The following is a 26412-nucleotide window of genomic DNA, read 5'->3' on the forward strand; positions in this document are numbered from 1 at the left end:
TATCCCTCCTCAAGGATAATTATCAGTGTATTAACAACTATACATAAAAAAAAGTTTCTTAAAAATTTCAGTTAAATGCATTATATCGAATTCCGAGGCTCCTGCGGAGGATAAAAGTTCAATAAAAAATGTCTCGTTTATTTTTTTCCCTCCTTTTTTAAATAGTCCTAAGCCCGAAAGGTAGTTGCATATCTGTTCCGAGTTTTCTTGAATCATTTTCATTGAAGCTCTTTGTAGGTAAATGTTTTTTTCTATGCTTGGATTATCCTTTTCTGTCAGCGGATTATTTTTTTCCGCTATATACAGGGAGTAGCAAAGAATAAGCACGGCATGGGAAAGATTATAGGAGCCGAAGTCTTCTTCAGCAGGAATATTAACGGAAAAAGAGCATATATTAAGCTCTTCATCTATAAGGCCGGTGCGTTCATTTCCAAAAACGAGGCCTAATCTGCCTCCGTAGAATTTTTTTAAATCACGACAGAGGTCTTCGGGGCTCATGCCCAGATCTTTACGTTTATGGCCTGTACGCCTGCTGGTTCCTATTAAAACAGAACAATCCGACGCGGCTTCTTTTAGGCCCTCGATGGTAGGAGGATAAAAATGAGCATTTTTCCATACATGGGAGGCGTGAAGGGCCAGTTTTAAGACTTCCGTTTCATCGTAATCCTCCTTGGTTCCCGTAATTCTTAAATCGCTAAAACCGGTATTTGCCATAACTCTGCATACGGCTCCTATGTTTGCACTTGTTTCCGGCCGGCAAAGAATAATTGTTTTTTCAAAGTTCATTTTTGTATATTGCCGTCATTCAATCCTTATGTCAAGAGAAATTAAAAAAAAATCTTAAAATTTGCAAAAATACGCTACAAACCTATAAATATTAGCCGATATTGTAACTGTAAAAGGATTTTTTTGTTCTTGTTTAGTGTTTTTTGATTTATTAAAAGTACAAGTTACAGAAAAATAAATTTTTTTTGTTTTTATATTTGACTTTTTTTTAAATAAAGAGTATAATCAAGTTTGGATATACTGGATTATTTCTTTATTTTGAAAATAAATTGGGAGAATTATGAGTAATAACAGTGTTATAGCCGGCTTTGATGATGAAAAAGATGACAGCTTAAAGATCCGGCTTCAAAGAGTAGATGGACTTGATAAATGCGTAGTTGTTTTTTTGAACGGCTACATTGATACCTATAACTCTGCGTTTTTTCAAAAACGTATTGCAAAAATTATAGACAGCGGTTTTATTCAGATTGTATTTAACTGTGCCGCTTTAAATTACGTTTCATCTACCGGTATAGGTTCATTTACAGCCTTTTTAAAAACCGTAAAACCAAGAGGCGGAGATATAGTTTTATTGGATATTCAGCCTAAGGTATATGAAATATTTCAGCTTTTAGGCTTTTCACAATTTTTTAATATTAAGGATGCTTTGTCTGATGCAGTGTCGTTTTTTCAAAGTTCAAGTACTACTGCAAATACCAAAGTATTTCCCAAAATATTTGCCTGTCCCATATGTTCAAAGAAACTCAAGGCTACTAAGGCCGGACGTTTTAGATGTTCGGAATGTAAAACTATATTGGCTATCGATAATAATGCTCAGGTATTTTTGGGCTAAATTTTATTCCTACTTAAAAAGTAATTGCAGTTTATATAGGCGGTTTTCCCTGACCAAGTTTATAAACTGCAATAGATGTTTTCAAGCTTATCTTTATATTTCTAAAGCTATTTTTATCTTATAAACGAATTAACCGAGAGGGGTGAGCCTATCCATATGCCTTCGGCTCCGAGGTACTCCTTTTTCTTGCCTTTGATCAAAAATTGAACGGAACTTACCGTGGAAAATTCGCATGCCGTAAAAACTATTTGTTCAAGCTGAGCTTGATAGGCTTCAATACCGTATCTGTTAAATTGAAAGTCTTCGCTTATATTTACTTCTGCAACCCCGTTTTTTACCTCAATCGATAAAAGCTTCGTATCGGGAGGAATAAAGGAGCGGAAGCCTTGTTTTGCTTCTTCCGTTGTGGGGCCTTGAAGAAGGCTGTTTATGGCATCGGTTAAAGGCGAGTCCGTTTTTTCAAGCTGTCTCATAACCGGCTTTCTTACCAATTTACCGTCCGAATCTATTTTAACCAGATAAATTTTAGAGCTCCGTTTTTCGGATGCTTTTTCGTTTTTTTGCTCAAGTTTAGCCACATCTTTTTTAGATTCATCTTTATTTTTGCTTTCAGAGTTTTTTTTGACGGTTTGAGTTTCCGTTTTTGTCTTTTTTTCGGTTGAGTTTTGAGAACTTGTCTTTTTTTCTTCTTTAGGTTTATCCTCAGCTGTAGTTTTTTGCGGTTCCGAATTTTTTTTGACCGTTTTTTGAACTTGTTCAGCCGGTTTTTCCGGCTCAGCTTCGGCTTTTCCTTCGGAAGAATTTTCCTCATCTTTTTCTGCCGCTCTGATTTTTTCTATTTCGTTTTGAATGCCTTCAAGGTCTACTTCATTTTGCTTTTCTTCTTGCGTTTCTTTTTTTTGAAATATGCTTATTGCATTTGTTTTTTCAAAAACACGGGCAATATTGTCTTTGTTGATAAAAAAGAGCAGGGCTATCAATAAAATAAAAGCAAGCCAAAAAAAACAGCCTAAAGATGTATTTTTCTTTCCCATAATCACCATATAATAATATATTTTAGAAAAAAATACTACACTTTTTATAAAAAAGTATATACATAATGTTAAAAAAATTGTATAATCGTAAAATATGATAATAGCGATTGATGGACCTGCAGGCTCAGGCAAAAGTACTCTTGCAAAGATGCTTGCTGAACACTTGAACATTACATTTATGAATACGGGTAGTTTTTATAGGGCCTTGGCTCTGGCTGTACTGCGTTCTTTCGGAGGCGGAAATGACGGAAGCGGCGGACAAACTCCCGATCTTTCGGATGAAAAAAAATGGACTTCATTTGCAGAAAAGACGGAACTTTTTTATATAAACGGCTCCATGTTTTTAGGTAATGAAAATGTTGAGGCTTATCTTCGAAGCGATGCTGTAGAATCCATTGTCGCACCTCTTTCAGCTATAGTTCCTATAAGGCACATATTAAATAAGAAAATTCGTGAAGAAGCCGCTAAAACCGGAGCTGTTTGCGAAGGCAGGGATATGACAACCGTTGTTTTTCCTAATGCCGATATTAAGTTTTACCTTGATGCTTCTGTAGAGGCCAGGGCAAAAAGGCGCTTTGATCAGGGAACAAGCAATCTTTCGCCGGAAGAAATAAAAAAAACGATTCTCGAAAGAGATGAGGTGGATAAAAACAAAAAAGAAGGGAGCTTAAAAGTGGCTCCTGATGCCGTGTATTTGGATACATCGGACTTAAATATAAATGAAGTTTATGAAAAAATGCTGGCAGAGGTGTCGGCAATAATATCGGCATCAAAGTCGGAAAATATCAATAATAAAGGGTTATCTATGGAAAAGATGGAAGTGGTAAAGGATGTTGAAAAAGACTCCAACGGAAACATCCAAGCACAATTACAAGAGGAGTACTTAAATAATTTTGAGGCTCCTGAGGCGGGGACAATTAAAGAAGGTTATGTTGTTGCTGTAAACAACGGAACCGTTTTTGTCGATGTAGGCGGTAAATCCGAGGGACATATTCCTTTGGATGAGTTTGATGAAGAACCTAAGGTAAACGATAAGGTAAATGTACTTATCGAAAAAACCGAAAGCTCAAACGGTCATTTATCCGTATCAAAACTCAAGGCCGATAGGCTTATTCTTCAAAAGGAGTTTAAACAGGCTTATGCCGATAAGACTCCGATTGATGGTACTATCGCAAAGCAGGTTAGGGCCGGCTATGAGGTAAAGCTTGGCGGCGGATTGACTGCTTTTTTACCTTTGAGTCAGGCAGATGTATCCAGAGTTGAAAAGCCTGAAACCTTGGTAGGCGTAAAGTCTAAATTCTACATTGAAAAATTAAGCTTTAATTCACGCTCAGGTGAAAATATTGTTGTAAACAGGCGTAAGTACATGGAAGGGCGTACCGAAAAAGAAAGAGACGCCTTTTTTCAAAATACAAAGATAGGCGACACCGTAAAGGGAACGGTTAAGAGCTTTACCAGTTTCGGTGCCTTTATCGATTTGGGCGGTTTTGACGGCCTCTTACATATCAATGATATGAGCTGGGGCCATGTAACCCGTCCTAAGGACTTCGTAAAGAAGGGCGAGGAAATAGAGCTTAAGGTAATCCGCCTTGATCCGGAGAACAAGAGAATAAACCTCTCATTAAAGCATTTTACTCAGGATCCTTGGCTTCAATTTGAAGAGAAGTTCCATGTTGACGATATCGTTACCGGAACGGTTACAAAGACTACAGACTTCGGCGCCTTTATTGAATTGGATGAAGGAATCGAAGGTTTGGCCCATATCAGCGAATTCAGCTGGGTTAAAAAGATTAATAAGCCTGAAGATATATTAAAGCCCGGAGATAAGGTAACATGTATGATTCTCGGCTACGATATTCAGGCCGGAAGAGTTTCTTTGGGTCTAAAACAGGTTACGGACAACCCGTGGGATACGATTGAAGAGCGTTACCCTGTAGGAACCCGCTTAACCCGAAAGGTCGTTAAAATTACAAATGCAGGCGCCTTTATTTCTCTTGAAGAAGGTATTGACGGATTTTTACATGCAGACGATATTTCTTGGATTAAACGCGTAAAACATCCCGGAAGCGAGCTTGAAGTAGATCAAGAAATCGAGGTTATCGTTATCGAGTGCGATGCCGAATCAAGAAGAATCCGTTTAGGTATTAAACAGCTTACCGATGATCCTTGGGAAAAATTCGGAGCCGCTTATAAGGTCGGTTCTATTGTTGAAGGCGAAGTTTCCTCAATCACCGACTTCGGTGTATTTGTGAAGGTTCCAGGGGATATCGAAGGCTTAATCCACAAACAAAATTTGGTTGAGTCCAGAGATGAAACACCTGAAGAAGCTCTTGCAAAATATGCTGTAGGGGATAAGATCAAAGCTGTAGTAATCGAAATAAATCCGAGAAACAAAAAAACCGCTTTCTCAATTAAAGATTTTAAGCGAAAACAACAGCAGGAAGAAATTTCTCAGTACATGTCAACAGAACAAGAAGATGATGATTCATCTTATACTCTTGGAGACCTTTTAAAGAATAAACCGGAGTAAATCCGTTCGTCTTATGAGTACGGTTGAGAGCATTAAAAGAGAGAAGCTTAATACTCTTATAAACACAAGCTTGCTGATAAACTCAAATTATTCCGATTTGAGTGTTCTTTTGGAAAAGATTGTAGAATCGGCAATGGATGTTGTAGAAGGGGACGCCGCATCTCTTTTGATGCTTGAGCCGGATGGTGAAAGACTTAGGTTTGAAATTGCAATAGGGCCTAAGGGGATTGAAGCAAAAAAGATGGTACTTGACTTGGACGGTATTGCCGGCTGGGTTATAAAATACAATCGCAGTGTTATCATAAACGATGTATTAAGCGATCCCCGCTTCGATCCCACCGTACAGAAGGTTACAGGTTACAAAAATCGTAATATGATTGCAGTCCCCATGCGTATTAAGGATGAATGTATCGGGGTGATTGAAGTCTTAAACAAGAGAGAAGAAAAAGATTTTGATGCAGACGATTTAAACGTATTGGAGCTTTTTGCTACACAGACGGCTATAGCCTATCAAAATGCAAAGCATTATGAGAAGTCTCGGGAAGAAATTATTTGCCTTCAAGATCAGCTGGAGCAGGATAGAGGCTACCATACTTTTATTGCAAAAAGCAAGGTAATGAATGAAAAGCTTGAGCTATGCCGTAATATAGCGGTTTCCGATGCCTCCGTACTTATATTGGGCGAGAGCGGCGTTGGAAAAGAGCTTATTGCCGAACAGCTTCACCTGAATTCGAGGCGTGTTAATAATCCCTTTATCAGGGTGAACTGTGCTGCCTTACCCGAAGGCTTGCTTGAAAGCGAGCTTTTCGGCCATGTAAGAGGGGCCTTTACGGATGCAATTTCGGATAGAAAGGGCCGGTTTGAACTGGCCGATAAGGGAACTATTTTTTTAGATGAAATAGGCGATATCCCTTTAACCTTGCAGACAAAGCTTTTGAGGGTTTTGCAGGAAATGGCCTTTGAAAGGGTAGGTTCAAATAAAACTCTTACGGTTGATACCAGAATTATTGCAGCTACAAATAAAAATATAGAGGAACTTGTAAGACAGGGCAAATTCAGATCGGATCTTTATTACCGCTTAAACGTCTTGCCGATATATATTCCGCCTCTTAGAAATAGGAAGGATGATATTCAGGAGCTTGCCCATTTCTTTTTAAAGAAGTTCAGCAAAGAGGTAAAAAAGCCGTTTTTAGGTTTTTCGCCTGATGCGGAAAAACTTATAAATGCTTATTCTTGGCCGGGAAATATTCGGGAGCTTGAAAATGCCGTTGAGAGGGCCTGTGTTTTGGGTAAGCCGCCGTATATCGAGGAAAAGGATTTGCTTTTAAAATTTGAATCCTCCTCTTTTGAACCTGAGGTTAATTATTCGAATCCGGATTTAAAATCGGCCGTAAATGATTTTAAAAAATCTTTTATTGTCAAAATTTTAAATGAATATAAATGGAATCAAACAGCTGCTGCCGAAAAACTCGGAATACAGCGTACATATTTATCGAGATTGATAAAAGAGCTCGAGATTAAGGAGATATAAAATGGTTTTGGAAGAAAATAAAGATTTGGCACAGAAAATCAACGATTTTTTAGCCCAATATAGAAAAATAGTGCTTGGCATTGTGGTTTGTATTCTGGTTGCCGTTGCCGGTATTATTGTTTGGTTTGTAATCGGTGAAAATTCCAAGAAAACTTCGGTAACAAGCGTTGAGAAAGTTATTTATGAGCTTGAAGACTTTAAACGGGAAGATCGGGCTAAAAATCCTTCATCTGAAGATGACGCTGCGGATAACGAAAGAACCGTTTCTGCAGCTGTAAAAGAAGCTGAGGACAAGGCTATTGAAGAATTAAAAACCCTTGGTTCAAAATATTCTTCTTCCTATGCGGGCTTTAGGGCAAATACTACGATAGCCGAAATTTATTTTCAGCGAAAAATGTATGAAGATGCTTTAAAATTCTATGAACTTGCAGCAAAAACCGTAAAAAATTCTTATGTCGAAGGAGTTGCTTCTTTTAATGCCGCAGCATGTGCCGATGAGTTAGGAGATAAAGAGAAAGCCCTCGCTTATTATGACAGAGCTTCAAAGGTTGAAAATTTTCCGCTGATTCCCAGAGCGCTTTTTAATACGGGCCGTCTGTATGAAGCCTTGTCAAAAAAAGAAGACGCCATCCTTTCTTATAACAGGCTTTTGGAAAAATACCCTCAAAATGAATGGGCTCTTCTTGCAAAATCCCGTATAATTGTTCTTACAGGAAACGATAAGCAGTAAGTTATTTAAGGATAAATTCGGTAATGCCGGTTTATCCTTAACAGAGGTCATATGCTTGGGAAAAAACTATTATGTTTATTAAGTATTTTTATTTTTTTCTCCTGCGGTATAGACGATATTGTTTATTTGGAGCCTCCAAAATTAACTCATAGTCCTACAGGACACACTGATCCCGCTCTGATGTATTTTGAATTTGAAACCTCAGATAAAGATAATTGGGCTATTTCCCAACTATTTTTTAAAGGTTTTGAAGTGTATTACCGTATTTATGAATCGGAAACCGATTGTAAAAATCTGATAAAAAATATAGTGCAGTACAATGAGTCAAATCCTGCCAACTCCGTTAATTACCTTTTGTCATCTTGTAACTATAAGCTGTTAACATATCAGGGGCATTCCTATCAAGATAGACCTATTGTTTTAGCTCCGGGTGCCAGCCCCGCTAATGATCGCCTTGTAAAATTCCGTCTTGAGACTGTTAACTCCTTTTCTAATTATTTTGAGATATCTGGATTGCCCCCGCGTAAGGTCTTACGTCAATTTACTGAAGAGTTTACTGCAGCAAAGAGCGGGGATTATGATGTACAATCTTCAAGTAATCCTTCTACTACTTCATTTTATGTTGCAGCCTTTGCTGCAACTTACGGCTTAGATAAAAGCTTTAGGCCGCTTTACAGCAGTCTTATTTCATTGGGTTATGTTGAAATAAAAAAGAATACATAGTTTTTGTAAATGCTTGCAATTATAAATATGATATGGTAAAATATAGCATACGAGGCACTTGATGAAAATATTGAAGCTTTTCGTTTTTTGTATTGTTTATTTGCTTATAAGTTCATGTAATCGAAGTGTATCTGAAGGTAATTCCGGTAAGTATGATATCGATAAAGTTTTAAATAAAAGTGAGCCTATTACTATAAATATTTGGCATTATTATGGTGCCACTCAAAAAGAAAAATTTGACAATCTTATAGATAATTTTAATGCTTCCGAGGGGGCAAAATACGGGGTTTATGTAAGGAGTATCAGAAAAGCTGGAAATGCAAGCGAAATATCTTCATTCTTAGCAGATGCACTTTCTCAAAAACTTGGAGCAGATGAAATCCCCGATATTTTTTCGGCCTATCCCGATACGGCCTATGATTTCAACCAACAAGATCTTTTGTTGGATTTAGCCGATTTTTTACCGAAAAAGAAAAAGACGAATATGTAAAAAGTTTTTTATATTCCTCCGGTTTTGGAGTAAAAGACGAAATAAAACTTTTTCCCGTTGCAAAGGCTACCGAGGTTTTTGTTTTAAATAAGACTGCATGGACACCTTTTGCAGAAGCCATGGGTGTTTCTTACCGCGATTTAATTACATGGGAAGGCCTGGTAAAGGTTGCAGAATTATATTATAAGTGGACCGACTCATTAACTGCAGAACCTAATGACGGTAAGCCTTTTTTTGGGCGGGATGCCTTGAGTAACTATATTTTAGTCGGTACTTATGAACTCGGCAACAGTATTTTCAATGTATTGGAAAACGGTGATGTTGAGTTTGTCTTGGATAAGAAAACCTTGCGTACCTGTTGGGATAATTATTATGTTCCGTTTGTCAAAGGTTTTTTTACTGCAAAGGGCAGGTTTAGGGCTGATGATTTAAAAACCGGAGACATCATTTCCTGTGTAACTTCAACTTCATCCGCAATATATTTGCCGGCTAAGGTTATGGATTCTGCGGGTAATTCTACTTTTATTGACTTAGATGTCTTACCCATTCCTCATTTTAGAAATGCAAAGCGAAAAACCATTGTTCAGCAGGGAGCCGGTATGGCTGTACTAAAAAGCGATATAAAGCGAGAGACCGCAGCTGTTCTATTTTTAAAATGGTTTACCGAGATGCAAAAATATTCCGAATTTGCAGTTTCTACAGGCTATCTGCCTGTCAAGAAAAAAGAACTTGAAACCGAATCCCTGACAGCGGCTTTTTGCACTGACGATACCTGTATTTTACCTGTAATGCAGGATGCTCTTAAGATAAGTATGGAAACAATGAAATCCTTAGACCTTTATTTTCAGCCGGCTTTTAAGAATTCGGATAAGGCAAGGAATATTCTTGCAGATCTACTTCAAGAAAGGGCAAAAAGAGACAGGGCTAAGGTACTTGAAAAGATTCAGGCCGGAAAAACTCATAAAGAAGCTGTAAATGAGTTTCTTAGCGATAATGTTTTTGAGGAGTGGTTAAAAGAACTTGAAAAACGGTTATTTGATTTAAAATAGTTGGAGTTATAATGAAAAAAAGTAAAGATACTCGAAGATATTCTACTTCCATTTTGTCACGCCTTTTGGTTCCTATGCTTTTTGTATTTGTTCTTCAGGCTGCGGTAATGATGGCTATGTTTTTGAATTCCGATATCCTTAAAAAATCCGGCGATAATGCTTATGGAGTTTTAAGTGAAAAGGTTTTAAACCGCAAAATGCTGATCGAAAATGAAATGTCCAATAGGTGGACAAGAATTACGGATTTGCATGAAAAAGTTTTGAAGGTAATCCGGGCAGAATTGTCCCGTAATAATATTGAGCTTTATCAGCTTGCAGATAATCATGACTTGCAAAACAGTATTCTCGATACACTTCTGCCTCAGCTTATATATACCATAAGACGGAACTATGTTACGGGTGTCTTTTTGGTTATTGATGCGCCAAGTCCTATTGCAAAAAAAGACGAATTTTTTTATCCCGGCTTATATGTCAGAAATGAAGACCCTTCTTCATATTCTTTAAGTAATGAGGATCTAGTTATATCGAAAGGTCCGTCAGAGGTTGTGCAAAATCATAATATTGCCTTAGGAGTTGATTGGTCTCCTTTCTTTACTATTTCGCCTAACAGCCGGGATATTTTTTATAAATATTTTAATGCGCCTATTGCTGCCGCTCTAGAATATCCTAATGAACCTGCTAAAAATCTTGCTTTTTGGAATACTTTATTTAGACCGGATACTTTAAGTGATGAGGTGATTACATACTCCATTCCGATAAAGGATGAAAAAGGGAAAATTTACGGGGTCCTAGGTATAGATCTTTCGGCAAGATATATTCAGAGCTTTTTAGACTTCGATGAGCTTGATATTTATAAAAAGGGAATGTATTGTATAGCCTTCCATGATGTAGATAAGAATGCCGGTACTTTTTTGCCTATAGTTTTTAACAGCATTGCAAGTAATTTGAATGCCGGCCATATTCCTGCCTTTGAGGTTGAACAAACCGACTATAAAAATGTTTATACCATCGATAAGGGCTCAATATTTACGGAGAGATATTGTTTGGCCATAGAACCCTTTCATCTTTATCAACGTAACGGAATGTACGAAAATCAAGAATGGGTGTTGATAGGTCTGGCTCCCGAGGCAAGTGTACTTTCATTTTCGGTAACATTAAAGAAAATATTTTGGCAGTCTGTTCTTGTATCGGGTTTTTTGTTTTTAGCCGGTTCTTACTTGTCTAGTAAGCATATTTCCAATATGTTTACAAAGGTTGTACTAAAGCTTCAAAACAGTGATCCCAAAAAGATGCTGAGTATCGAAAAAATGAATATAACGGAAATAGATACTCTACTTGTTGCAATAGAAAAATTAAGTGCCAGTGTTTTTAATGCGGCTTCACGGGTTTCTACGATTATAGAAAAGCTTCAGGTTCCTATAGGCGTTTTTGAGCACAATATCTTGATGGGGACCGTTTTTTGCAACTCGATTTGGTTTAAATTATTTAATATTCAAAAATATTCAGGCGATTCCGTTTTGAATACGGACGAGTTTTATAAATTGTTGGATCATTATGAGTATTATATAAATACAAAGGATGATACAAAAACCATCTATGCTATACCTACAGGGGAACATGGAAAGGTACGCTGGATTAGGTTTATGCAGACGAAGGAAAACGACAAAATCTTAGGTATAGCACTCGATATTACAAAGGAAGTTGAAGACCGCAAAAAACTTGAACTTCAAATGAATTATGATGAACTTACCGGCCTTTATAATAGAGCGGCTTTTGACAGAAAGATAACCGAAGTATTTAAGCAAAAACATTTAGGTATCTGTGCCCTTGTTATGTGGGATCTTGATAACCTAAAATATTTAAACGATTCTTTCGGACATGCTTATGGAGATACTCATCTTATGGCATTTGGAAAAAAGCTTGCCATGCTGCAACAAGAGCGCTGTCTTGTTTGCAGGCGCTCAGGGGATGAGTTTTATAGCTTCTTTTACACCTTTTCGACATCCGATGAAATTAAACTTATTTTGACCGCTTTTTGGAAGGATATACAGGAGACTCCTATAACTCTCCCTAATGGAGAGACGTCAAAGCTCCGAGTCTCGGCCGGCTTGGCTTGGTATCCTTACGATGCAGATAATCAGGCAGATTTAGTCCGATATGCCGATTTTGCAATGTATGACGTAAAACATTCGTTTAAGGGCTCTTTACACGAATTTAATTTGGATGTTTATAAAAAGAATTATATAATGATCCATGGTACAGAGGCTCTTAATCAGATGCTTGACAGAAATCTTATAGAATATGCCTTGCAGCCGATTGTTACTTCCGGTACCGGAGATATTTACGGGTATGAAATGCTGATGCGTTCTTCAGCTCCTGAATTTAAAAGCCCTGAGGATATATTGCGTCTTGCTAAGGCCCAGTCAAAGCTGCATAAACTTGAAGAGCTTACTTTTTTTGGAGCAATGGATACCTTTGTTAAAAAGATAGAAAGAGGAGAAATATCTAAAGATACGAAGATATTTTTAAATACTATAAGCTCTCAAGTTTTATCGGATGCCAAATTCTTCGAATTTGAGGAAAAATTTAAGCCTTATCTTTCAAATATTGTTTTGGAAATTACGGAATCCGAGCCTCTTAATACAAACTTTTATGATCTAAAAAACGAAAGAATCCGCAATTGGAATGCAATGGTTGCAATTGACGACTTCGGAAGTGGTTATAGTAACGAGTCATCTCTTTTATTCTTATCGCCTAATTTGGTAAAGATAGATATGTCCATAGTAAGGGATGTCCATAAGAGTCTTGATAAGCAAAATGTATTGGAAAACCTTGTTTCTTATGCAAAGAAAAGAGATATAATAATATTGGCCGAAGGTGTTGAAACAATAGATGAGATAGACGTATTGCTGCGGTTCGGTGTAGACTTGTTCCAAGGTTACTTTTTTGCAAAGCCGTCTTTTGATATTACTCCCATACCCGAAGAAAGAATACAGGAGTTAAACAGGGTTTTCTCTTTGTATTAGAACCGATTGGATCTTGTTGCTGTGGATCCTAGCTGACCGCAGGCTCCTCCTATGCTTTGACCTCTTTTTTGCCGTGTGCTTATATTTAAGCCGGCCTTCTTTAGATAAGTCTCAAAAGTACGGACTTCCGTTTCAGATGGAGTTTTAAAATTCAAGCCTTCTACAGGATTCCAAGGTATTAAATTTATAAAGCACTCAAGACCTTTTGCAAATTCTATGACCTCTTGAGCTGCCTTTTTATCGGTATTAAGTCCCTTCATAAGGGCAAGCTCTAAGGTTACCCTCTTATTTGATTTTGAATTAAAGTATTTTATTGCTCGCTTTAATTCGTCAAGGCTGTTTGTTTTATTGATAGGCATAAGTTCTGATCTTAATGTTTCGTCAGCAGTTGTCAATGATACGGCGAGGCGTACTTCAGGCCCCTTATCTGCCATCTCATAGATTCCATTGCATAGGCCTGAGGTTGAAATTGTTATGCGCCTTTTGGAAAGATTTCTTCCTTTAGGATGAGCAAGAATGTTTATTGCCTTATCTATTTCAGGTAAATTCAACATGGGCTCTCCCATCCCCATAAAGACTATATTATCCAAACTTCCTGCTTCTCTTTCCAAATGTAAAAATTGTTCTACGATTTCTGAAGCCGAAAGATTTCTTAAAAAGCCTATCTGTCCGGTCTTACAAAAAGCGCATTTCATCGGGCAGCCTGCCTGACATGAAACACAGGCTGTTTTTCTTTTTGCTTTATCTGTCAGTAATACGGTTTCTATGACTGAGCCGTCATAAAGCTCTACAGCCAGTTTAATTGTACCGTCCTTGTCCTTTAATGCTTCTTTTATTTTTGTCGAAAACAGAGAAAAATCGTTTTTTAGTTTAGAGCGCATATCAAATGACAGATTTGTCATTTCATCAAAGCTGTTTACTCCCGAAGCTATCCAATGAAAAATTTGTTGGGCTCTGAATTTTTCTTTTAGACCGCAAAAGCTTTGAATTTCTTCAGGAAACATTCCCGAAAGAGCTGTTTTATACTTTTTAATGGTCATTTTTTGTCAGCTCAAACAGGAGATCTGAAACCGTTTGATTTTTAATTCCAAGTTTTTGGAAATCTATTAAAGTTTCTATAGCTTTTTGCTTTTCCTTTTTTTCTATATAGCACTGGGCAAGTTCAAGATATACCCTATAATTTGTATCTCCGGTATCTTTAAGATGGGTTAGGGTAGTAATAGCCTGATCGTATTTTTGCTGCAGCTTGCACAATATTGCAAGGCCTAGCATTGCGTACGAATCAAAGTCTATATCAAGAGCCTTTTGATAGCTTTCCTTTGCTTTTTCAAAGTCATTCATGCTGCGGTAGGCATCGCCTATTCGCGTTAAAATGACCTTGTTGTTAGGATCAAGTTCAAGTATTTTTTTCCAGTATACTATGGAGTTATATTGCTGGTTTAAACCTCTGTAACAGTCAGCCAAACCGAAGAGGCCGTAAAAATTATCGGGTGAGCGTTCAAGGGCTCTTTCAAAATAATATACACCTCGGTCAAAGAGCTTCATTTTTCGGTAACAGTTTCCAATAGATGTCAAGATACGTATATCTACCAATTCTCCGCTCGATTCCATTACCTTTTCCCAGTATACGAGGGCTTCCCGATATTTTTTAAAGTCGTAATTTAGGTGACCCAAGCCTATTAAGGCGTAAGCATTTTTCGGGGATTTTTCCAACACTTTTTGATAAAGCTTTTCTGCCTTTTCAAATTCCTTGGTCTTTCGGTAGGCGTCGGCAACTCGGGTTAATACCGTGATATTTTTATCATCAAACTTAAGGTATTCTTCCCAGATAGCTATGGCCCTTGGAAATTGGTTCATTGACTTGTAGCAGTCTGCAAGACCGAAAAGAGCATAGTTATTGCTGGGATGATGTTCAAGGCATTGTTTGTAAAATTTTATTGCTTCATTGAATTTATTGTTTTTACGCTCTGCATCACCTAAGCCTACCAGCGCATAATTATTTGTGGGATCCAGTTCCAATATTTTTTTAAAAACATTGATCGCTTCAGTAATACTGTTGCCTTTTAAAAGGGAGTAGGCCTGCTTTGAAAGTTCGGATATTTCTACCTGTTTTGAATCCTCCGGGCTGAATATCTCATCGCTAAAGGGTGGACTATTTATAAAATCAGATTCCTCAATGTCAGGAATCTCTTCATCTAATTTGTTTTCGAAACTTTTTGTAGTCTCACCGGGATTGTCCATATTGGCTAACTTTTTTTCATGTTTGATGTCTGACATTAATCCTCCATAAATGCGTGTACGTACATCTAAAATTAATTAAACGATGCAAATTTTAAATAAGCATACGTATAATTTCTGCTAACTTATCCAGCAAAATACCTTCTTTATTGGTATTATGAGCCAGATGATAAAATTTTAATGCTTTTAGGTGTTCATTTCGGTTTGCGTAGTAGTCGCCTATTCTTACAAGGCCGTCCGAATAGCCGGTTGTAATAAAAATCCTTTCTGCAGCAGCTATGTCCTTTTTATTATAAAGTTCATTACCTCGAAGGTTTAGTTTTGCCTTTTGTTCTGCAGTCAAGGTTTTAACGGGCAATTCGCTTGTTTTTATAAAGCCTTCTTTAATTTCTTGCAATATTCTTCCCTTTAAATATACTTATATAAATATTTAAATTTCGTATTGTACGACTATAAAAATAGTAAGCATTGATAAATCTTAAACAGCATTAATTGCAAAATGTTACATCAAAAACCTATTCCAATGGGAAGGCAAAGCATAACAAATCAATATAAAGCCGATCTTACTTGTATAATCGACCCTAGGATATTATACACTAATTTTTGATTTAATCCAATAACTAATGGAAGAAAAGTATAACCAAAGAGTAGAATTGGGTCTGCTCTTTGGTTATTCGGAAAATTTATTTTTAAATATTATTCATCAAAATCATCATAATCCAAGTCATCATCGTCATCATCATATTCAAAGTCATCATCGTCAAAGTCGTCGTCATCATCAAAATCGTCAAAGTCATCGTCAAAATCATCATCAAAGTCATCATCGAAATCGTCGTCATCGAAGTCATCATTGTAAGAATCACTAAAAATTAAGACATTATCGAATTTTTCCAATTCAAGATTTTCAAGCATAAACAACCCCTTGTACTACTATTGGTTTACATCTATATTATTATAATAGATGAGAGCTCGTATTTTTGTCAACTAGATAATATCAAATTCTTGTCTTTTTTATATAATTTATTGCCGGATTTTGTATACTATTAGGCCGGAGCGACCTGTTTCAAAAAATCTTTGTTCTTCCCATGCAGAAATTATAATATCTTTTCTTATTACGAAGTATGTATAAATAAATCCTTCGGGGAGTACCGGCAGGGCGGTTTCCACCCATTCTTGAGTTTCCGGATCTGTGTAAAAAAGCCGGCCGGTTTCTAAAAGAACGGCTTTAAGGGGTTTTTGATCGTTTTCAGGTGTAAATTCGCATACCGAGGCCGTAATTTCAAAGTCTCCTGCATATGAGGTATTTGAATTTCGGTAAAAAATTACCTGCTTTGTTTTTAAATCTTCCGAAAACATCTCCGCTTTTACGTTTTTTTCAGTCATTTTGAAAATTTTACCTATGCCGCTCTCATCTCGAAAGAGGGTAACAGGAGAAGATGCATTAATAAATTCTTCTTGACTTATTACGGAAAAGTTTTCTTTTAATAAGTCTTCAAAAGAAGGAAAGGAAAAATAATCAAATTCTACACGGCCCTCTTGTTCCGTTTTAAAAGCCGCAAACCATTTTTTATTGAATTCCAGAGCTGAAAGCTGTGAAATATTTTTAAGTTTAAAGTGTTCGGGCCGGATAAGGCTTAAAAGGTCTCCGTTTACGCTATTATAACGTAAGAGGCTTGAAGGGCTTTCATCCTGAAGAATGGAGGAAAAGATGGTGTTTGTATATAACCTTATAAGGCTTCCAAGGTCGGTCTTATAAAAGCCTTCAGCCGTTTTTGTATAAAATTCGTTTTTGATTTCTATTTTAGGCTCTTCTTCAATGGAAAATGCAGGTAAAATCCCTGCCTTATTTACAAGAAAGAGGGGAGGATCATACATCAGCCCTAAGCCCGACACTCTTACAGCCTCTGTCCACGGCCTAAAGCCTTGCTCGGGAACTTTTTCGGGAGAATCCGTTTGCTTTAAGCATGGACTTTCCGATTCTTCATCTTGAGTAAAATAATACCAGACTGTGCTTATCGGTTTGGGTTCCGCTTCTGTTTTTTCTGTTGAAGAGGCTGTTTCAGGTTCGGCCTCTTTGTTTGCACAAGAGGCAAATAAGAGGACCGAAGCCAGAAGCACAGGAAAAACCCGTACTTTAAATAAATTATGCAAGAGCGATTACTTCTATTTCGACGAGGGCGTCTTTAGGAAGGCGGGCAACCTGTACTGCAGATCTTGAAGGATGGTTTGATGAACCGAAGATTTCTGCATATACCTCGTTCATTGCAGCAAAGTTATTCATATCGCTTAAAAAAACGGTGGTTTTGATTACCTTGTCGATGCTTGTCCCGGCTTGTTCCAAAATTGCTTTTACGTTAAGTAATGACTGGCGTGTCTGAGCTTTAATCCCTTCGGGGAAGGCTCCCGTAGCAGGATCCAAGGGGATTTGTCCCGATGTAAATACAAAACCGTTTGCCTTAATTCCCTGAGAATAGGGGCCGATGGCTGAAGGTGCCTTGTTTGTTGCGATAATTTCTTTCATTTAAAACTCCTTAAAAATAAAATTTTATGCGTTTATTTTACTCGTTTAAGGCCTCATAGTCAAGGATAGGATTAGCAGCCTGCTGATGCAAGCTGCATAAAGTTAAAATAGGCTGATAACTATTTCCATGTGAACCGTCCGCCTGTGTGGTTAAGCTCTTTTGAAAATTGCGCATCCGTATCCTTAGTTTTTTCGTATTGCCATTGGGATGAGCCGCTGCTTTTGTTGAAAAACACCAGTTTGTTTAGCTGGGTACATTTTGGCGATTGGCTTGAATTACCCTTATAGCCGTCGGAGGCTATTACCATCTGATTATCGTCTGTCTTGATAAAGCGGTAAGGGGCGTAGTCCTCCTTCAATGCATTTATAGCTCCGGATGGCCAAAGATTTGTCAGGGTCGAAGTTTGTATATTACCGCTTAAACTTTCCAGCTTTAATAAGCTTCCTCCTACCGATACCTTTGTTGTGCTTGTACTATCCAATCTTCCCTTATATTGGGCTGCTAAAATATATAAGGCTCCGTCTTTAATGTACATGTCGTTAATAAAATTTGGAGCAAGGTCATCGGCATTACCCGGATTTGTATGATATCCTAAGGCTGTAAGAGCATATTTTTGATTATTGGGTGGTTGAGATAAATCTACATATTTCCATATGGAGAGAGCTACATTTGTTCCAAGAGAGTTTTCTATTGCTACAAATAAGCCATCAGGGCTTACAGCCATTGCCATTACAGAGTGTCCTGCAGACAATATTGTGTAGCTGTCATTGTGTGAGCCGGAATTAAAACCCGCTGTTTTTGTCCATGAATTTTTTTCCATTGGGGTATTAATATTATTGTTATTATAGCTATAAATCAAATACCCTGTGCTATTATTGGATGTATCGACTGCTATAGCTATTGGCGTTTGATTTTGATTGAGCTTAGTACTTGAGTCATAATATAACTGCTGTTCGGGAGGTGAGCTTGTATTAAAACTGCCGTCAGAATTTTTTGTGTATTGCCTTACCTTATAGGTTAACCCTACTTTCCATACCACATATAAGTTGCCGTCCTTATCAAAGGAACATACATCAAGGGGATAAGTAGTTCCGGAACCTGTTATCAGAGGTGTTTTGCCCGATATATTTGGATCTTCATCTGTAACTTCATAAAAATTATAACCTGCTGTTCCGTTTTTGGTCCATATTATCATCTTTCCCGGTGAAGGAGGTGTCGGCGGAGCTGCTTCCTGTTTTTCTTCAAACCAAGTGTGGTCTGTAGGCTCGAAGCTTAAAGAGCCTGAGACTGTGTTAAGGCTTGCAATCCTGTTTTTATTTTTTTCTACTTCTGCATGTGATGTTCCGGTTTGTAATTTATATCCGTCATCGGCTACATAGATTGTTTCGCCTTCAAAGCCTATTATTTTTGCGGCACCGTAAAAGTTTGAAGCTTCGTCAATATTGGCAATATTCTCCGTTCCTGCGGTAAGGGATTGCGAAAAGCCTAATTTTCTTGCCGGCACTAAATTTCCCTCATCGTTGTATGTATATTCTAAAATTCCGCCTAAGGAATAGGCCCCATTTATTAAATCGTTTGAAAATGCAGAAAAAAGCACATAGAGCTTGTTCTTGTTTACAAAAATATCTCCGGATTTAAAGTTGCCGGCAGGAATATAACTTGAATTTATTTTAACCAGATTCGCAAATAAATCTAAACTTGGTATTGAAGTCCCCGATATTTCTGTCCCGTTAAAATTATAAGAGTGTAATTTATTGTTATTATCGATGATAAAGCTGAATTTATCATAAATAGCCATCCGGCTGATCTTATCGCCTGCCGGATTTTGAAAATTTGAAGGGATTACTATATTTGTTTTGGTTGTACCGTCAGTTTTGTAAAGATTATTTCCTGTGCTTTGTTTATCCAAAATATAGATATCTCCGGTTGACCTATCGGAAAATATTTCGACCTCATCTCCTGTCAGGCTTGATGTGAGCGAACTATGATTGTAGGCTGTATCTTCCGCTCCTTCACTTGTAAAGCGTTTTATTTTCCATTGTGAAGAATCTTTATAAATAAAGTATAGCCTCCCCTTAGAGTCTCGGGCAAAGCCGGGAGTGCCGCTTATCGGCGTCGAAGCATTTATGCTGATATCGGAACTATTTTCAAATCTGAGTTTATGGCTTACTGAGCTTCCTGAGTGTCCTATTGAAAATGCTATTTTTTTATTACCGGAAGCTATTTTGTTTAGCTTCAACATGATATTATTCGTGCCTTGAGTAATGGTATGATTTACGGAAGTCTCCCATGAGGCTGAGACCACCGATAAACGAACCCTTATTTTTAGTTTTTCTCCTATAGGAAAGTTTTCAGAAAAAAACTTAGGGGTTCCTGCTTCAAATTTTTTTTCGATTATTCCGCTTGTTTCCCCTATTATTTGCAAATAAAGTTCCGAGGATGCAATTTCGGGAAGACCGTTGCTTCCTATAGTCCTTGAAGACGATCCTTCAAGATCGATTACAAGCTCTCCATATTCTTCTTGCATAAAAAAATTACAAGAACTAAAACATAAAAAAATAAACAGGATTAAAGACGGTAGTTTTTTCATATGCCCCTCTATAAAGTTAAAAAATCAATATTTCGTAAAAATTTATAGATTCATTTTACATTAAAATGTAATAAAAAACAAGCCGAGGTTAAGTTCGCTTTATCCGTTTAAAAAGTTCGGTGCGGTCGATTATAAAATAGAGGGGGCGGCCGTGGGGGCAGAGCGGTTCAGGGAGGGCGAAGGTTTTAACCGCTATATTGTATGCAGAAACAGGGTCGATGATGTCTCCGTCTTTGCAGGCGGCACGGCAGGCAGATCTTGCAAGGATGTGGTGCATGAGTCCCGAAGGATCCTTACCTGCACCTGCAAGGTCTTCTTTTAAGTCCTTTTCCGTGCCCTGCCATCTTATGGGAACCGCCCTTATAATCCAAAGCCCTTTTTTGTCTTCACTTATATTAAAGCCCGCTTTTTGAAGCTCATGGAGGTTTAGTCTTATGATTTCATCGTCTTTTTCGGATTCCGTTTCAATGCGGTAAGGAATTAAAAGCTCCTGCGAGGGGCCGAGGCTTTTTTTTAAGCCTTCAAAGAGGATACGCTCGTGGGCAGCATGTTGGTCTATTATATAGAGGGCATTGTTTTTTTCGACAGCGATAAAGGTGCCACAAAATTGGCCTAAAAATTTAAAGTCGGATTTTGGGAGGTCTTGCGGCACAGCTGAGGTCTCATAAGCAGCAGCCGACAGTCTATGCTGTGCGGCCGAGGCTCCATAATCGGCTTGCGATATTTCCTGAAAAGCTGTCGAGGTTTCAATCTGCTTTATCGGAGATGACGGCCAATAGGTTTTTGTGCTGTTCTGCCGATAGTCGAAGGTATTGCTCTCTAGATATTTTTTTGTGCCGGCCGGATTATAGCTTTGGTTTAAATCGGCAGCTTCATATTCAGTTTTTTCAAAATCAAAGCCTCGCGTATATTCAGGCTGATAGCTTTCCTTTAAAAGATCGGAAACCGTTTTTTGCTTGTAAAAGGAGCTTATGGTTGAGCTTAGGCAGTGATGAATTTCTTTATAGTCTTCGAATTTTGCTTCTTTTTTTGCAGGATGAATATTGAAGTCGACTCTTTCCGGATCTACATTTAAAAACACAAAGGCTGCGGGAAATCCTCCATTGGGAAAATAGCCTTCCGAGGCATAGCAAACAGCTTGAACAAGGCCGTACTCGTTTATTCGCCTTCCGTTTACAAAGATGTAGATATTCCGCTTATCTGAGTGGACAACTGCGGGGCTTCCTAAAACTGCTTTAAAAGAAAAGCCGTCTCCTTCTTGGTTTATTTCATAAAAAAGCTCTTCAGGTTCTTTAAGGCTCATGGCTGTAAGGCATCTTTCTTTTAAAGAAGAATGGGCCGGAAGAATTAGCTTATTTATTCCGTCCGCTATATAACGCATTTCGATATTGTAGTGGGGGAGGGCTTTTTCGACAAAGGTCTGACGGCATTGGGCCGCCTCATATTGGGGACGTTTTAAAAATTTTTTTCGGGCAGGGAAGTTTTCAAAAAGATTTTTAACTTCGACTGTTGTGCCCTTATTTAGGCGGGCAGGCAAAATCTTTCCTAAGGAAAGTTTCCAAGCTGCGGGGCCTTCTCTGGTGGAGGTAATTTCGAGGGAGCTTACAGCCTGCACCGATGAAAGGGCTTCACCTCTAAAGCCCAAGCTCCGTAAGTGAAGGAGGTCTTCAGCCTCTTCTATTTTGCTTGTGGAATGGGTATGGGTACAAAGTTCCAAGTCTTCCCTTGTCATTCCGCAGCCGTCATCGCTCACCCTGATTGAACTTATTCCGCCTTCTTCAATTTCTACTATAATTTGAGAGGCTCCCGCATCTATCGAGTTATCCAATAGTTCCCGCACAACAGAGGCCGGCCGCTCGATAACTTCTCCGGCGGCTATTTTGCTTGCGGTTTCTTTTGATAAGAGCTTTACGGGCTTGTATTCTCTCATGCGGGCTTCCTTTAAACGTTTTCCGTTACCGTAAACAGGTCGAGTTCCGGCTCTTCTTCAGGCAGTACGGGCTGGTTTAATAAGACTTCAATCTTTCCTTCCATTTTTTCTATATCTTTTTCGAGCCCCTTGGCAAGCTTTATGCCTTCTTCAAAGAGGGAAAGAGCCTTTTCCAAAGGAATATCGGAGGAGCGTATGTCATCGCTTATCTTTTCAAGTTTTTCCAGTCTTTCTTCAAATTTTTTCATAGACAAATACTATCCTTTTTTTTGATGAGGGTCAAGTCTTCTTTACGAATTCCGATACCGGCGGATAAGCGAAAGAATATCATTGAAATTGTTTATGCATTTTGATATTAGGTGCTACATATTAATGTTGTAACTTTTTTCATTTATGCCTTGATTAAAATAAAAAAATGATGTATGTTCGTTGCAACATTTTGTGAGAGGTTGCTGACATTGGTGCCCTTAATTATTTTAAAGGAAGGCGATAAGGCCTCCGTGCTTAAATTTGACGGAACGGGGGCCGAATTTTCCCGCCTTCGCAGTCTTGGAATAGATATAAATACGGAAATAACCGTTGTTACTTCTCAGGCCGATAAAAAAGGGCCTATTTTGCTTTTGGTAAACGGTTCAAAATATGCGGTAGACTATAATCTTGCTTCTAAAATTTTGGTGCGTTTATAGCTGAGATTGGAGATTAAAATGACTCTTGATGAATTGGAACAGGGAAAAAAAGGAATTATAGAAGATCTTGAAATAAGCGGAATGACTTTGCAAAGGCTTATAAGTCTTGGGTTTACTCCCGGAGCTGAACTTTCGGTTGTAAGAAAGGCCCCGCTTTTAGATCCCTTTGACATTTCCATCTGCGGTTCGCTTGTAGCTGTCCGCAAGGATGAAGCTAAAAAAATCATTGTAAAAGAAGTTTAGAATATGAAAAAAGAAAAAATAAATATTGCTTTTGCCGGTCAGCCTAACTCCGGTAAGTCAACCCTATTTAACATGATGACGGGAGCTCATCAACATGTTGCAAACTATCCGGGTATCACCGTCGAGAAAAAAACGGGAGAGTATTTTGCTCTTGACCAATCGGTTTTTATTACCGACTTGCCGGGTACTTACAGCCTTACTTCCTATTCACCGGAAGAAAGGGTAACCCGTAATTTTATCCTCCGTGAAAAGCCTGAGCTTTTGGTAAACATTGCCGATGCCTCAAATTTGGAAAGACATCTTTATCTGACATTCCAGCTTTTGGAAATGAACTGTCCTATTGTTATGTACTTAAACAAGATGGATTCTGCAAAAAATGCAGGCTTACAAATCGATGTCGATAAAGTTTCTTCTCTCTTGGGTATTCCGATAATAGCCGGCTCGGCCAAGAAAAAAGAAAAGATAAACGAATTAAAAGAGCTTATTTCAAAAACGGCTGAAAGCTCCGAACCGCAAAAACCCTTTACACTTACCTACGGTAAGGATATGGAATCCTATTTGGAAAAAATTGTCGAAAAATTAAAGGCTTCTGCAAAGGACGAATTTTTTTCTATTCCCTTAAGATGGCTTGCAATCAAGCTTTGCGAAAAGGACTCCGCAGTTATCGAAGAAGAGGGTAAAAATTTTACAAACTTTGATTCCATTTTAACTTTTATAAAAGAAATTGAAGCCGAGCACAAGGAAAAACATAAGCACAGCTTTGAAATAGAAATAGCTCTTGCCCGCTCCGCTGCGGCAAAAAAAATTGTTGAAGCTGCGGTTTCAAAAAAAGAGCTTGAACAAAAAGCCGTCGAGTCCTTAAATATTAAAAGAAAGATTACCGAGACCATTGCCGCCCTTATTCTTTGTTTTGTAACCTATGAGATTTTGGATTCCCTCTTTTTGCTTTTGCCGATTCCTATCGTTGCAAATAACATTCTACGCTTGATTCTTAGCTTAGCCGGAGCTTTTGCCTTTACGGGAGGAGCTGCCCTTATCTATACTAAAGGCGGTTCAGGCAGTATAAATTCAACCGACAGAATCGACAAAGTGCTTTGCCACAAGGTTTACGGTCTTTTGATTTTGGTTGAGCTTGTTTTAGTCTTTTATTGGATAACGGTAGTTTTGGGTTATAAGATGACCGACAAGGTTTTCCCGATATTTAAATTTGTCAGAACAATAGTTTCTCAGCTTATTTATCCTGAAGGACTTATAAACGAGGGGCCTTTAAGAGGTTTGTTTTTAAGCGGGATAATTGATGGGGCAATAATGATTTTAAACTATGTCCCAATCTTTTTCTGCTTGTTTGCCCTCATTGCCTTTTTGGAAGATGTCGGCTACATGGCCCGCCTTGCCTTTATCATGGATAGAATTTTACGCAAGTTCGGTTTACACGGACAGTCAACCCTCCCTATGATTCTATCGGGCGTTATAATGGGAGGTTGCGTCGTTCCCGGTGTTATGTCCACAAGGACAATCAGAGATGATAAGTCAAGATTGGTAACGATTCTTATCCTGCCCCTTCTTAACTGTATGGCAAAGATTCCTTTTTATGTTTTAATTACGGGAATATTTTTTACAAGCTACCAATGGATAGTTCTAGGCGGAATTTCGTTTTTTACATTGATAGTTGCCCTGATTGTTGCAAAATATTTCAGCCTCTATGTTGTTCACGGCAAACCAGAGCCCTTTGTACTTGAGCTTCCGGCTTATAATATGCCGACCCTTAGAGGTGTTTTAACACGCACCTTTGAACGCTTATGGAGCTTTATAAAAAAAGTTGCAACGACTGTAGTTGCCGTTTCAGTTATAATCTGGGCAGGTGTAAATTTTCCTTCTTTGAGCTCTGAAAAAACTGCTCAATATGAAGCAAGAAAAGCAGCTTACATTCAGGACTTTGCAGGAAAATTAAACAATTCCTATTCCCAATATTTTGCTTCCGAAAAGGGCTTTATAGAATATCAGCGTTTAACCGAAAAGCTTTATTTGTATGATGCCATAAATTGGTTCGGCGGAGCTAAGAGCATGGAAAAGAATGTAAACAGATTGTTTTTACAAAATCCCGAAATGACAAAAATAGCCTTAAAAGGAAAAATTGAACTCGACAGCAATATAGGTGCTTTTAAAAATTATTTTGATATGTATTCTTCCGCAAAAAAAGATTTTGATAAGGCATACAATGATGCTCAAGAATTTCAAAAGCCTATTTTAAAGGCTTCATTTTATGCTTATTGGCAAAAGCTGAATCCTTACTTCTTCGCCCTTGTCAGAACCGGAAAAGTGAAAATTTCAGGCACAGCTGTAATCGATTCCGAAGCCGCTGCCGCTGCAAAGGCTATACGCCCTGCAAGTGCAGACCTAAAGCTTATCTCAGTACAATTGCGTAAAGAAACTTTGGAGAACTCCGTTTTGGGATATTTGGGAAAGGCAATGGAACCCGTTACAAAATATGCGGGCTTCGATTGGAAGGTAAATATCGCAATTCTAGGTTCCTTTGCCGCAAAGGAAGCTCTTGTTTCGACCTTGGGTACCATTTACAGTGTTGAGTCTTCAAGCGAGGATTCGGGTAAAGTTTTGGAAGCCCGTATTCAGGATAAGGAAACGGGATTGACCCCATTAGACGGTCTTACCATTATGATTTTGATAGCCCTCTTTCCACCCTGTATTGCTACCGTTATGGCAACAAAGACCGAGACACAGAGTGTGGGTTGGACACTGTTCAGTGTTATGTATCCCGTGGTCTTGAGTTCGTTGGTTGCCGTCCTGGTTTTCCAGCTGGGAAGACTGTTCGGCTTTTGATTGTAAGAGAAATTTAAGGAAAGCCTCTAAAAGACTGAAGCTTTTAGAGGTTCACATTTAGGATTATAAATTTATGGGAGTTTATAGATGAAAAAAATATTTATCGTATTTGTTTTAATGATGTGTTCTATTATGCTTTTTGCACATTCGCCCCTTTTGACCGTTGAAGATAACGGAGACGGAACTATCTATGTTCAAGGCGGATTTTCAAATGGAGCTTCGGCTGCCGGTGTTAAACTTTATCTTACCGATAAGGCTTCAGGGCAAAAAATCTGGGAAGGAGAATTCCCCGATGTAGGCGAACTCAACCTGCCTATCCCGAATGTTCCTTATACTGTAACCTTTGATGCAGGGCCGGGCCATATTATCGTAAAAGACGGTCCCGAACCCGAAGGCGGTTTCGGCAGTCAGGCTGCTTCTTCTGAAGCCGCAGGAGAAAACGAGTCAGCCGGAGATGCTGCTCAGGCTCAAAAGCCCGTTGCTGTCTCCGGTTCTGCAGGTTGGGTGCCTATGGATACCGTTTCGGCAATGCCTAGTGTCGGTCCTTCGTTTACGGCAATCTTGGCCCTTGTACTTGCCGTAATAAATTCGATACTGATTGTCTTCCTCTTTAAAAAACAAAAAAGGTAGGTGT

General features: G+C 38.3%; 23 protein-coding genes. 12 read left to right on the forward strand and 11 right to left on the reverse strand.

Annotation, left to right across the window (positions count from 1 at the left end; all coding sequences use genetic code 11):
• Positions 1–30 precede the first annotated feature (30 nt).
• Entirely contained in the window at positions 31–786 is a 756-nt protein-coding gene (locus HYB91_RS03185; RefSeq protein ID WP_002675534.1) for an RNA methyltransferase, read from the reverse strand.
• Positions 787–1066: 280 nt separating this feature from the next.
• On the opposite strand from HYB91_RS03185, the gene HYB91_RS03190 reads away from it, so the two are divergent.
• Positions 1067–1618: an STAS domain-containing protein gene (locus HYB91_RS03190; protein WP_002668265.1), complete on the forward strand. Its 552-nt coding sequence runs from the start codon at positions 1067–1069 to the stop codon at positions 1616–1618.
• Positions 1619–1731: 113 nt separating this feature from the next.
• Here HYB91_RS03190 and HYB91_RS03195 read toward each other — a convergent pair whose 3' ends face one another.
• Positions 1732–2652, reverse strand: a complete 921-nt coding sequence (locus HYB91_RS03195; protein ID WP_002675533.1) for a GerMN domain-containing protein — start codon at positions 2650–2652, stop codon at positions 1732–1734.
• A 94-nt stretch (positions 2653–2746) separates the two neighbouring features.
• On the opposite strand from HYB91_RS03195, the gene HYB91_RS03200 reads away from it, so the two are divergent.
• The 7 genes from HYB91_RS03200 to HYB91_RS03230 all read left to right on the forward strand — a co-directional run bounded on the left by HYB91_RS03200 (position 2747) and on the right by HYB91_RS03230 (position 12731).
• Positions 2747–5182, forward strand: a complete 2436-nt coding sequence (locus tag HYB91_RS03200) for a bifunctional cytidylate kinase/30S ribosomal protein S1 (protein ID WP_002674659.1) — start codon at positions 2747–2749, stop codon at positions 5180–5182.
• A 13-nt stretch (positions 5183–5195) separates the two neighbouring features.
• Positions 5196–6713, forward strand: a complete 1518-nt coding sequence (locus HYB91_RS03205; protein WP_002674660.1) for a sigma-54 interaction domain-containing protein — start codon at positions 5196–5198, stop codon at positions 6711–6713.
• Between the two features lies 1 nt (position 6714).
• The gene (locus HYB91_RS03210; protein ID WP_253719631.1) at positions 6715–7443 is read left to right on the forward strand and encodes a tetratricopeptide repeat protein; all 729 of its coding nucleotides are present in this window, start codon (positions 6715–6717) and stop codon (positions 7441–7443) included.
• A 51-nt stretch (positions 7444–7494) separates the two neighbouring features.
• Positions 7495–8166, forward strand: a complete 672-nt coding sequence (locus tag HYB91_RS03215; RefSeq protein WP_002675522.1) for a hypothetical protein — start codon at positions 7495–7497, stop codon at positions 8164–8166.
• A gap of 61 nt (positions 8167–8227) precedes the next feature.
• Entirely contained in the window at positions 8228–8656 is a 429-nt protein-coding gene (locus HYB91_RS03220) for a hypothetical protein (RefSeq protein ID WP_002675521.1), read from the forward strand.
• 41 nt (positions 8657–8697) lie between these two features.
• Positions 8698–9705, forward strand: coding sequence for an extracellular solute-binding protein (locus tag HYB91_RS03225; RefSeq protein ID WP_252508207.1), 1008 nt, complete (start codon positions 8698–8700; stop codon positions 9703–9705).
• Between the two features lie 11 nt (positions 9706–9716).
• Complete coding sequence (locus HYB91_RS03230; RefSeq protein WP_002675519.1) at positions 9717–12731, forward strand: EAL domain-containing protein; 3015 nt, start codon at positions 9717–9719, stop codon at positions 12729–12731.
• Here the strand turns inward: HYB91_RS03230 and rlmN are convergent.
• The 9 genes from rlmN to xseB all read right to left on the reverse strand — a co-directional run bounded on the left by rlmN (position 12728) and on the right by xseB (position 22259).
• Positions 12728–13771 (reverse strand): dual-specificity RNA methyltransferase RlmN, encoded by a 1044-nt coding sequence (rlmN, locus tag HYB91_RS03235; RefSeq protein ID WP_002675518.1) that lies wholly within the window; start codon positions 13769–13771, stop codon positions 12728–12730. The genes HYB91_RS03230 and rlmN overlap by 4 nt on opposite strands.
• Positions 13761–15008: a tetratricopeptide repeat protein gene (locus tag HYB91_RS03240; protein WP_002675517.1), complete on the reverse strand. Its 1248-nt coding sequence runs from the start codon at positions 15006–15008 to the stop codon at positions 13761–13763. Before HYB91_RS03240 ends, rlmN begins: the two co-directional genes overlap by 11 nt.
• Positions 15009–15063: 55 nt before the next feature.
• Complete coding sequence (locus tag HYB91_RS03245) at positions 15064–15366, reverse strand: hypothetical protein (protein WP_002668283.1); 303 nt, start codon at positions 15364–15366, stop codon at positions 15064–15066.
• A gap of 299 nt (positions 15367–15665) precedes the next feature.
• Positions 15666–15881, reverse strand: a complete 216-nt coding sequence (locus tag HYB91_RS03250) for a hypothetical protein (RefSeq protein WP_253719632.1) — start codon at positions 15879–15881, stop codon at positions 15666–15668.
• Positions 15882–15989: 108 nt separating this feature from the next.
• The gene (locus tag HYB91_RS03255; RefSeq protein WP_002675511.1) at positions 15990–17087 is read right to left on the reverse strand and encodes a DUF8086 family protein; all 1098 of its coding nucleotides are present in this window, start codon (positions 17085–17087) and stop codon (positions 15990–15992) included.
• A gap of 25 nt (positions 17088–17112) precedes the next feature.
• The gene (locus tag HYB91_RS03260) at positions 17113–17490 is read right to left on the reverse strand and encodes a RidA family protein (protein WP_002668289.1); all 378 of its coding nucleotides are present in this window, start codon (positions 17488–17490) and stop codon (positions 17113–17115) included.
• Between the two features lie 119 nt (positions 17491–17609).
• Positions 17610–20081 (reverse strand): hypothetical protein, encoded by a 2472-nt coding sequence (locus HYB91_RS03265; protein ID WP_002675509.1) that lies wholly within the window; start codon positions 20079–20081, stop codon positions 17610–17612.
• A gap of 88 nt (positions 20082–20169) precedes the next feature.
• Entirely contained in the window at positions 20170–22011 is a 1842-nt protein-coding gene (gene mutL / locus HYB91_RS03270) for a DNA mismatch repair endonuclease MutL (RefSeq protein ID WP_002675506.1), read from the reverse strand.
• An 11-nt stretch (positions 22012–22022) separates the two neighbouring features.
• A complete protein-coding gene (gene xseB, locus HYB91_RS03275; protein ID WP_002668301.1) occupies positions 22023–22259 on the reverse strand; it encodes an exodeoxyribonuclease VII small subunit in 237 nt (78 codons plus the stop codon).
• Positions 22260–22433: 174 nt separating this feature from the next.
• Here xseB and HYB91_RS03280 point away from each other — a divergent pair, with 174 nt between their 5' ends.
• From HYB91_RS03280 to HYB91_RS03295, 4 genes are all read left to right on the forward strand, one after another.
• Positions 22434–22697: a FeoA family protein gene (locus HYB91_RS03280; protein ID WP_002668303.1), complete on the forward strand. Its 264-nt coding sequence runs from the start codon at positions 22434–22436 to the stop codon at positions 22695–22697.
• An 18-nt stretch (positions 22698–22715) separates the two neighbouring features.
• On the forward strand, positions 22716–22940 hold the full coding sequence (locus tag HYB91_RS03285) for a FeoA family protein (RefSeq protein ID WP_002668304.1): 225 nt from the start codon (positions 22716–22718) through the stop codon (positions 22938–22940).
• Positions 22941–22943: 3 nt separating this feature from the next.
• Positions 22944–25778: a ferrous iron transport protein B gene (gene feoB, locus HYB91_RS03290; RefSeq protein WP_002675503.1), complete on the forward strand. Its 2835-nt coding sequence runs from the start codon at positions 22944–22946 to the stop codon at positions 25776–25778.
• An 87-nt stretch (positions 25779–25865) separates the two neighbouring features.
• Complete coding sequence (locus HYB91_RS03295; RefSeq protein ID WP_002675501.1) at positions 25866–26408, forward strand: hypothetical protein; 543 nt, start codon at positions 25866–25868, stop codon at positions 26406–26408.
• The last annotated feature ends 4 nt before the right edge of the window (positions 26409–26412 follow it).

It is taken from the genome of Treponema sp. B152 (genome assembly GCF_024181665.1).
In the GTDB taxonomy this organism is placed as follows: domain Bacteria; phylum Spirochaetota; class Spirochaetia; order Treponematales; family Treponemataceae; genus Treponema_B; species Treponema_B denticola.

Bases quoted from the DNA above. Each gene is read 5' to 3' on its own strand.
- HYB91_RS03200 (WP_002674659.1), top strand. From the start codon at position 2,747: ATGATAATAGCGATTGATGGACCTGCAGGCTCAGGCAAAAGTACTCTT.
- HYB91_RS03265 (WP_002675509.1), bottom strand. From the start codon at position 20,081: ATGAAAAAACTACCGTCTTTAATCCTGTTTATTTTTTTATGTTTTAGT.
- HYB91_RS03280 (WP_002668303.1), top strand. From the start codon at position 22,434: ATGTTCGTTGCAACATTTTGTGAGAGGTTGCTGACATTGGTGCCCTTA.
- xseB (WP_002668301.1), bottom strand. From the start codon at position 22,259: ATGAAAAAATTTGAAGAAAGACTGGAAAAACTTGAAAAGATAAGCGAT.
- HYB91_RS03240 (WP_002675517.1), bottom strand. From the start codon at position 15,008: ATGTCAGACATCAAACATGAAAAAAAGTTAGCCAATATGGACAATCCC.
- HYB91_RS03220 (WP_002675521.1), top strand. From the start codon at position 8,228: ATGAAAATATTGAAGCTTTTCGTTTTTTGTATTGTTTATTTGCTTATA.
- HYB91_RS03205 (WP_002674660.1), top strand. From the start codon at position 5,196: ATGAGTACGGTTGAGAGCATTAAAAGAGAGAAGCTTAATACTCTTATA.
- HYB91_RS03260 (WP_002668289.1), bottom strand. From the start codon at position 17,490: ATGAAAGAAATTATCGCAACAAACAAGGCACCTTCAGCCATCGGCCCC.
- rlmN (WP_002675518.1), bottom strand. From the start codon at position 13,771: ATGACCATTAAAAAGTATAAAACAGCTCTTTCGGGAATGTTTCCTGAA.
- HYB91_RS03210 (WP_253719631.1), top strand. From the start codon at position 6,715: ATGGTTTTGGAAGAAAATAAAGATTTGGCACAGAAAATCAACGATTTT.
- feoB (WP_002675503.1), top strand. From the start codon at position 22,944: ATGAAAAAAGAAAAAATAAATATTGCTTTTGCCGGTCAGCCTAACTCC.
- HYB91_RS03195 (WP_002675533.1), bottom strand. From the start codon at position 2,652: ATGGGAAAGAAAAATACATCTTTAGGCTGTTTTTTTTGGCTTGCTTTT.
- HYB91_RS03215 (WP_002675522.1), top strand. From the start codon at position 7,495: ATGCTTGGGAAAAAACTATTATGTTTATTAAGTATTTTTATTTTTTTC.
- HYB91_RS03250 (WP_253719632.1), bottom strand. From the start codon at position 15,881: ATGCTTGAAAATCTTGAATTGGAAAAATTCGATAATGTCTTAATTTTT.
- HYB91_RS03185 (WP_002675534.1), bottom strand. From the start codon at position 786: ATGAACTTTGAAAAAACAATTATTCTTTGCCGGCCGGAAACAAGTGCA.
- HYB91_RS03295 (WP_002675501.1), top strand. From the start codon at position 25,866: ATGAAAAAAATATTTATCGTATTTGTTTTAATGATGTGTTCTATTATG.
- HYB91_RS03285 (WP_002668304.1), top strand. From the start codon at position 22,716: ATGACTCTTGATGAATTGGAACAGGGAAAAAAAGGAATTATAGAAGAT.
- HYB91_RS03230 (WP_002675519.1), top strand. From the start codon at position 9,717: ATGAAAAAAAGTAAAGATACTCGAAGATATTCTACTTCCATTTTGTCA.
- mutL (WP_002675506.1), bottom strand. From the start codon at position 22,011: ATGAGAGAATACAAGCCCGTAAAGCTCTTATCAAAAGAAACCGCAAGC.
- HYB91_RS03190 (WP_002668265.1), top strand. From the start codon at position 1,067: ATGAGTAATAACAGTGTTATAGCCGGCTTTGATGATGAAAAAGATGAC.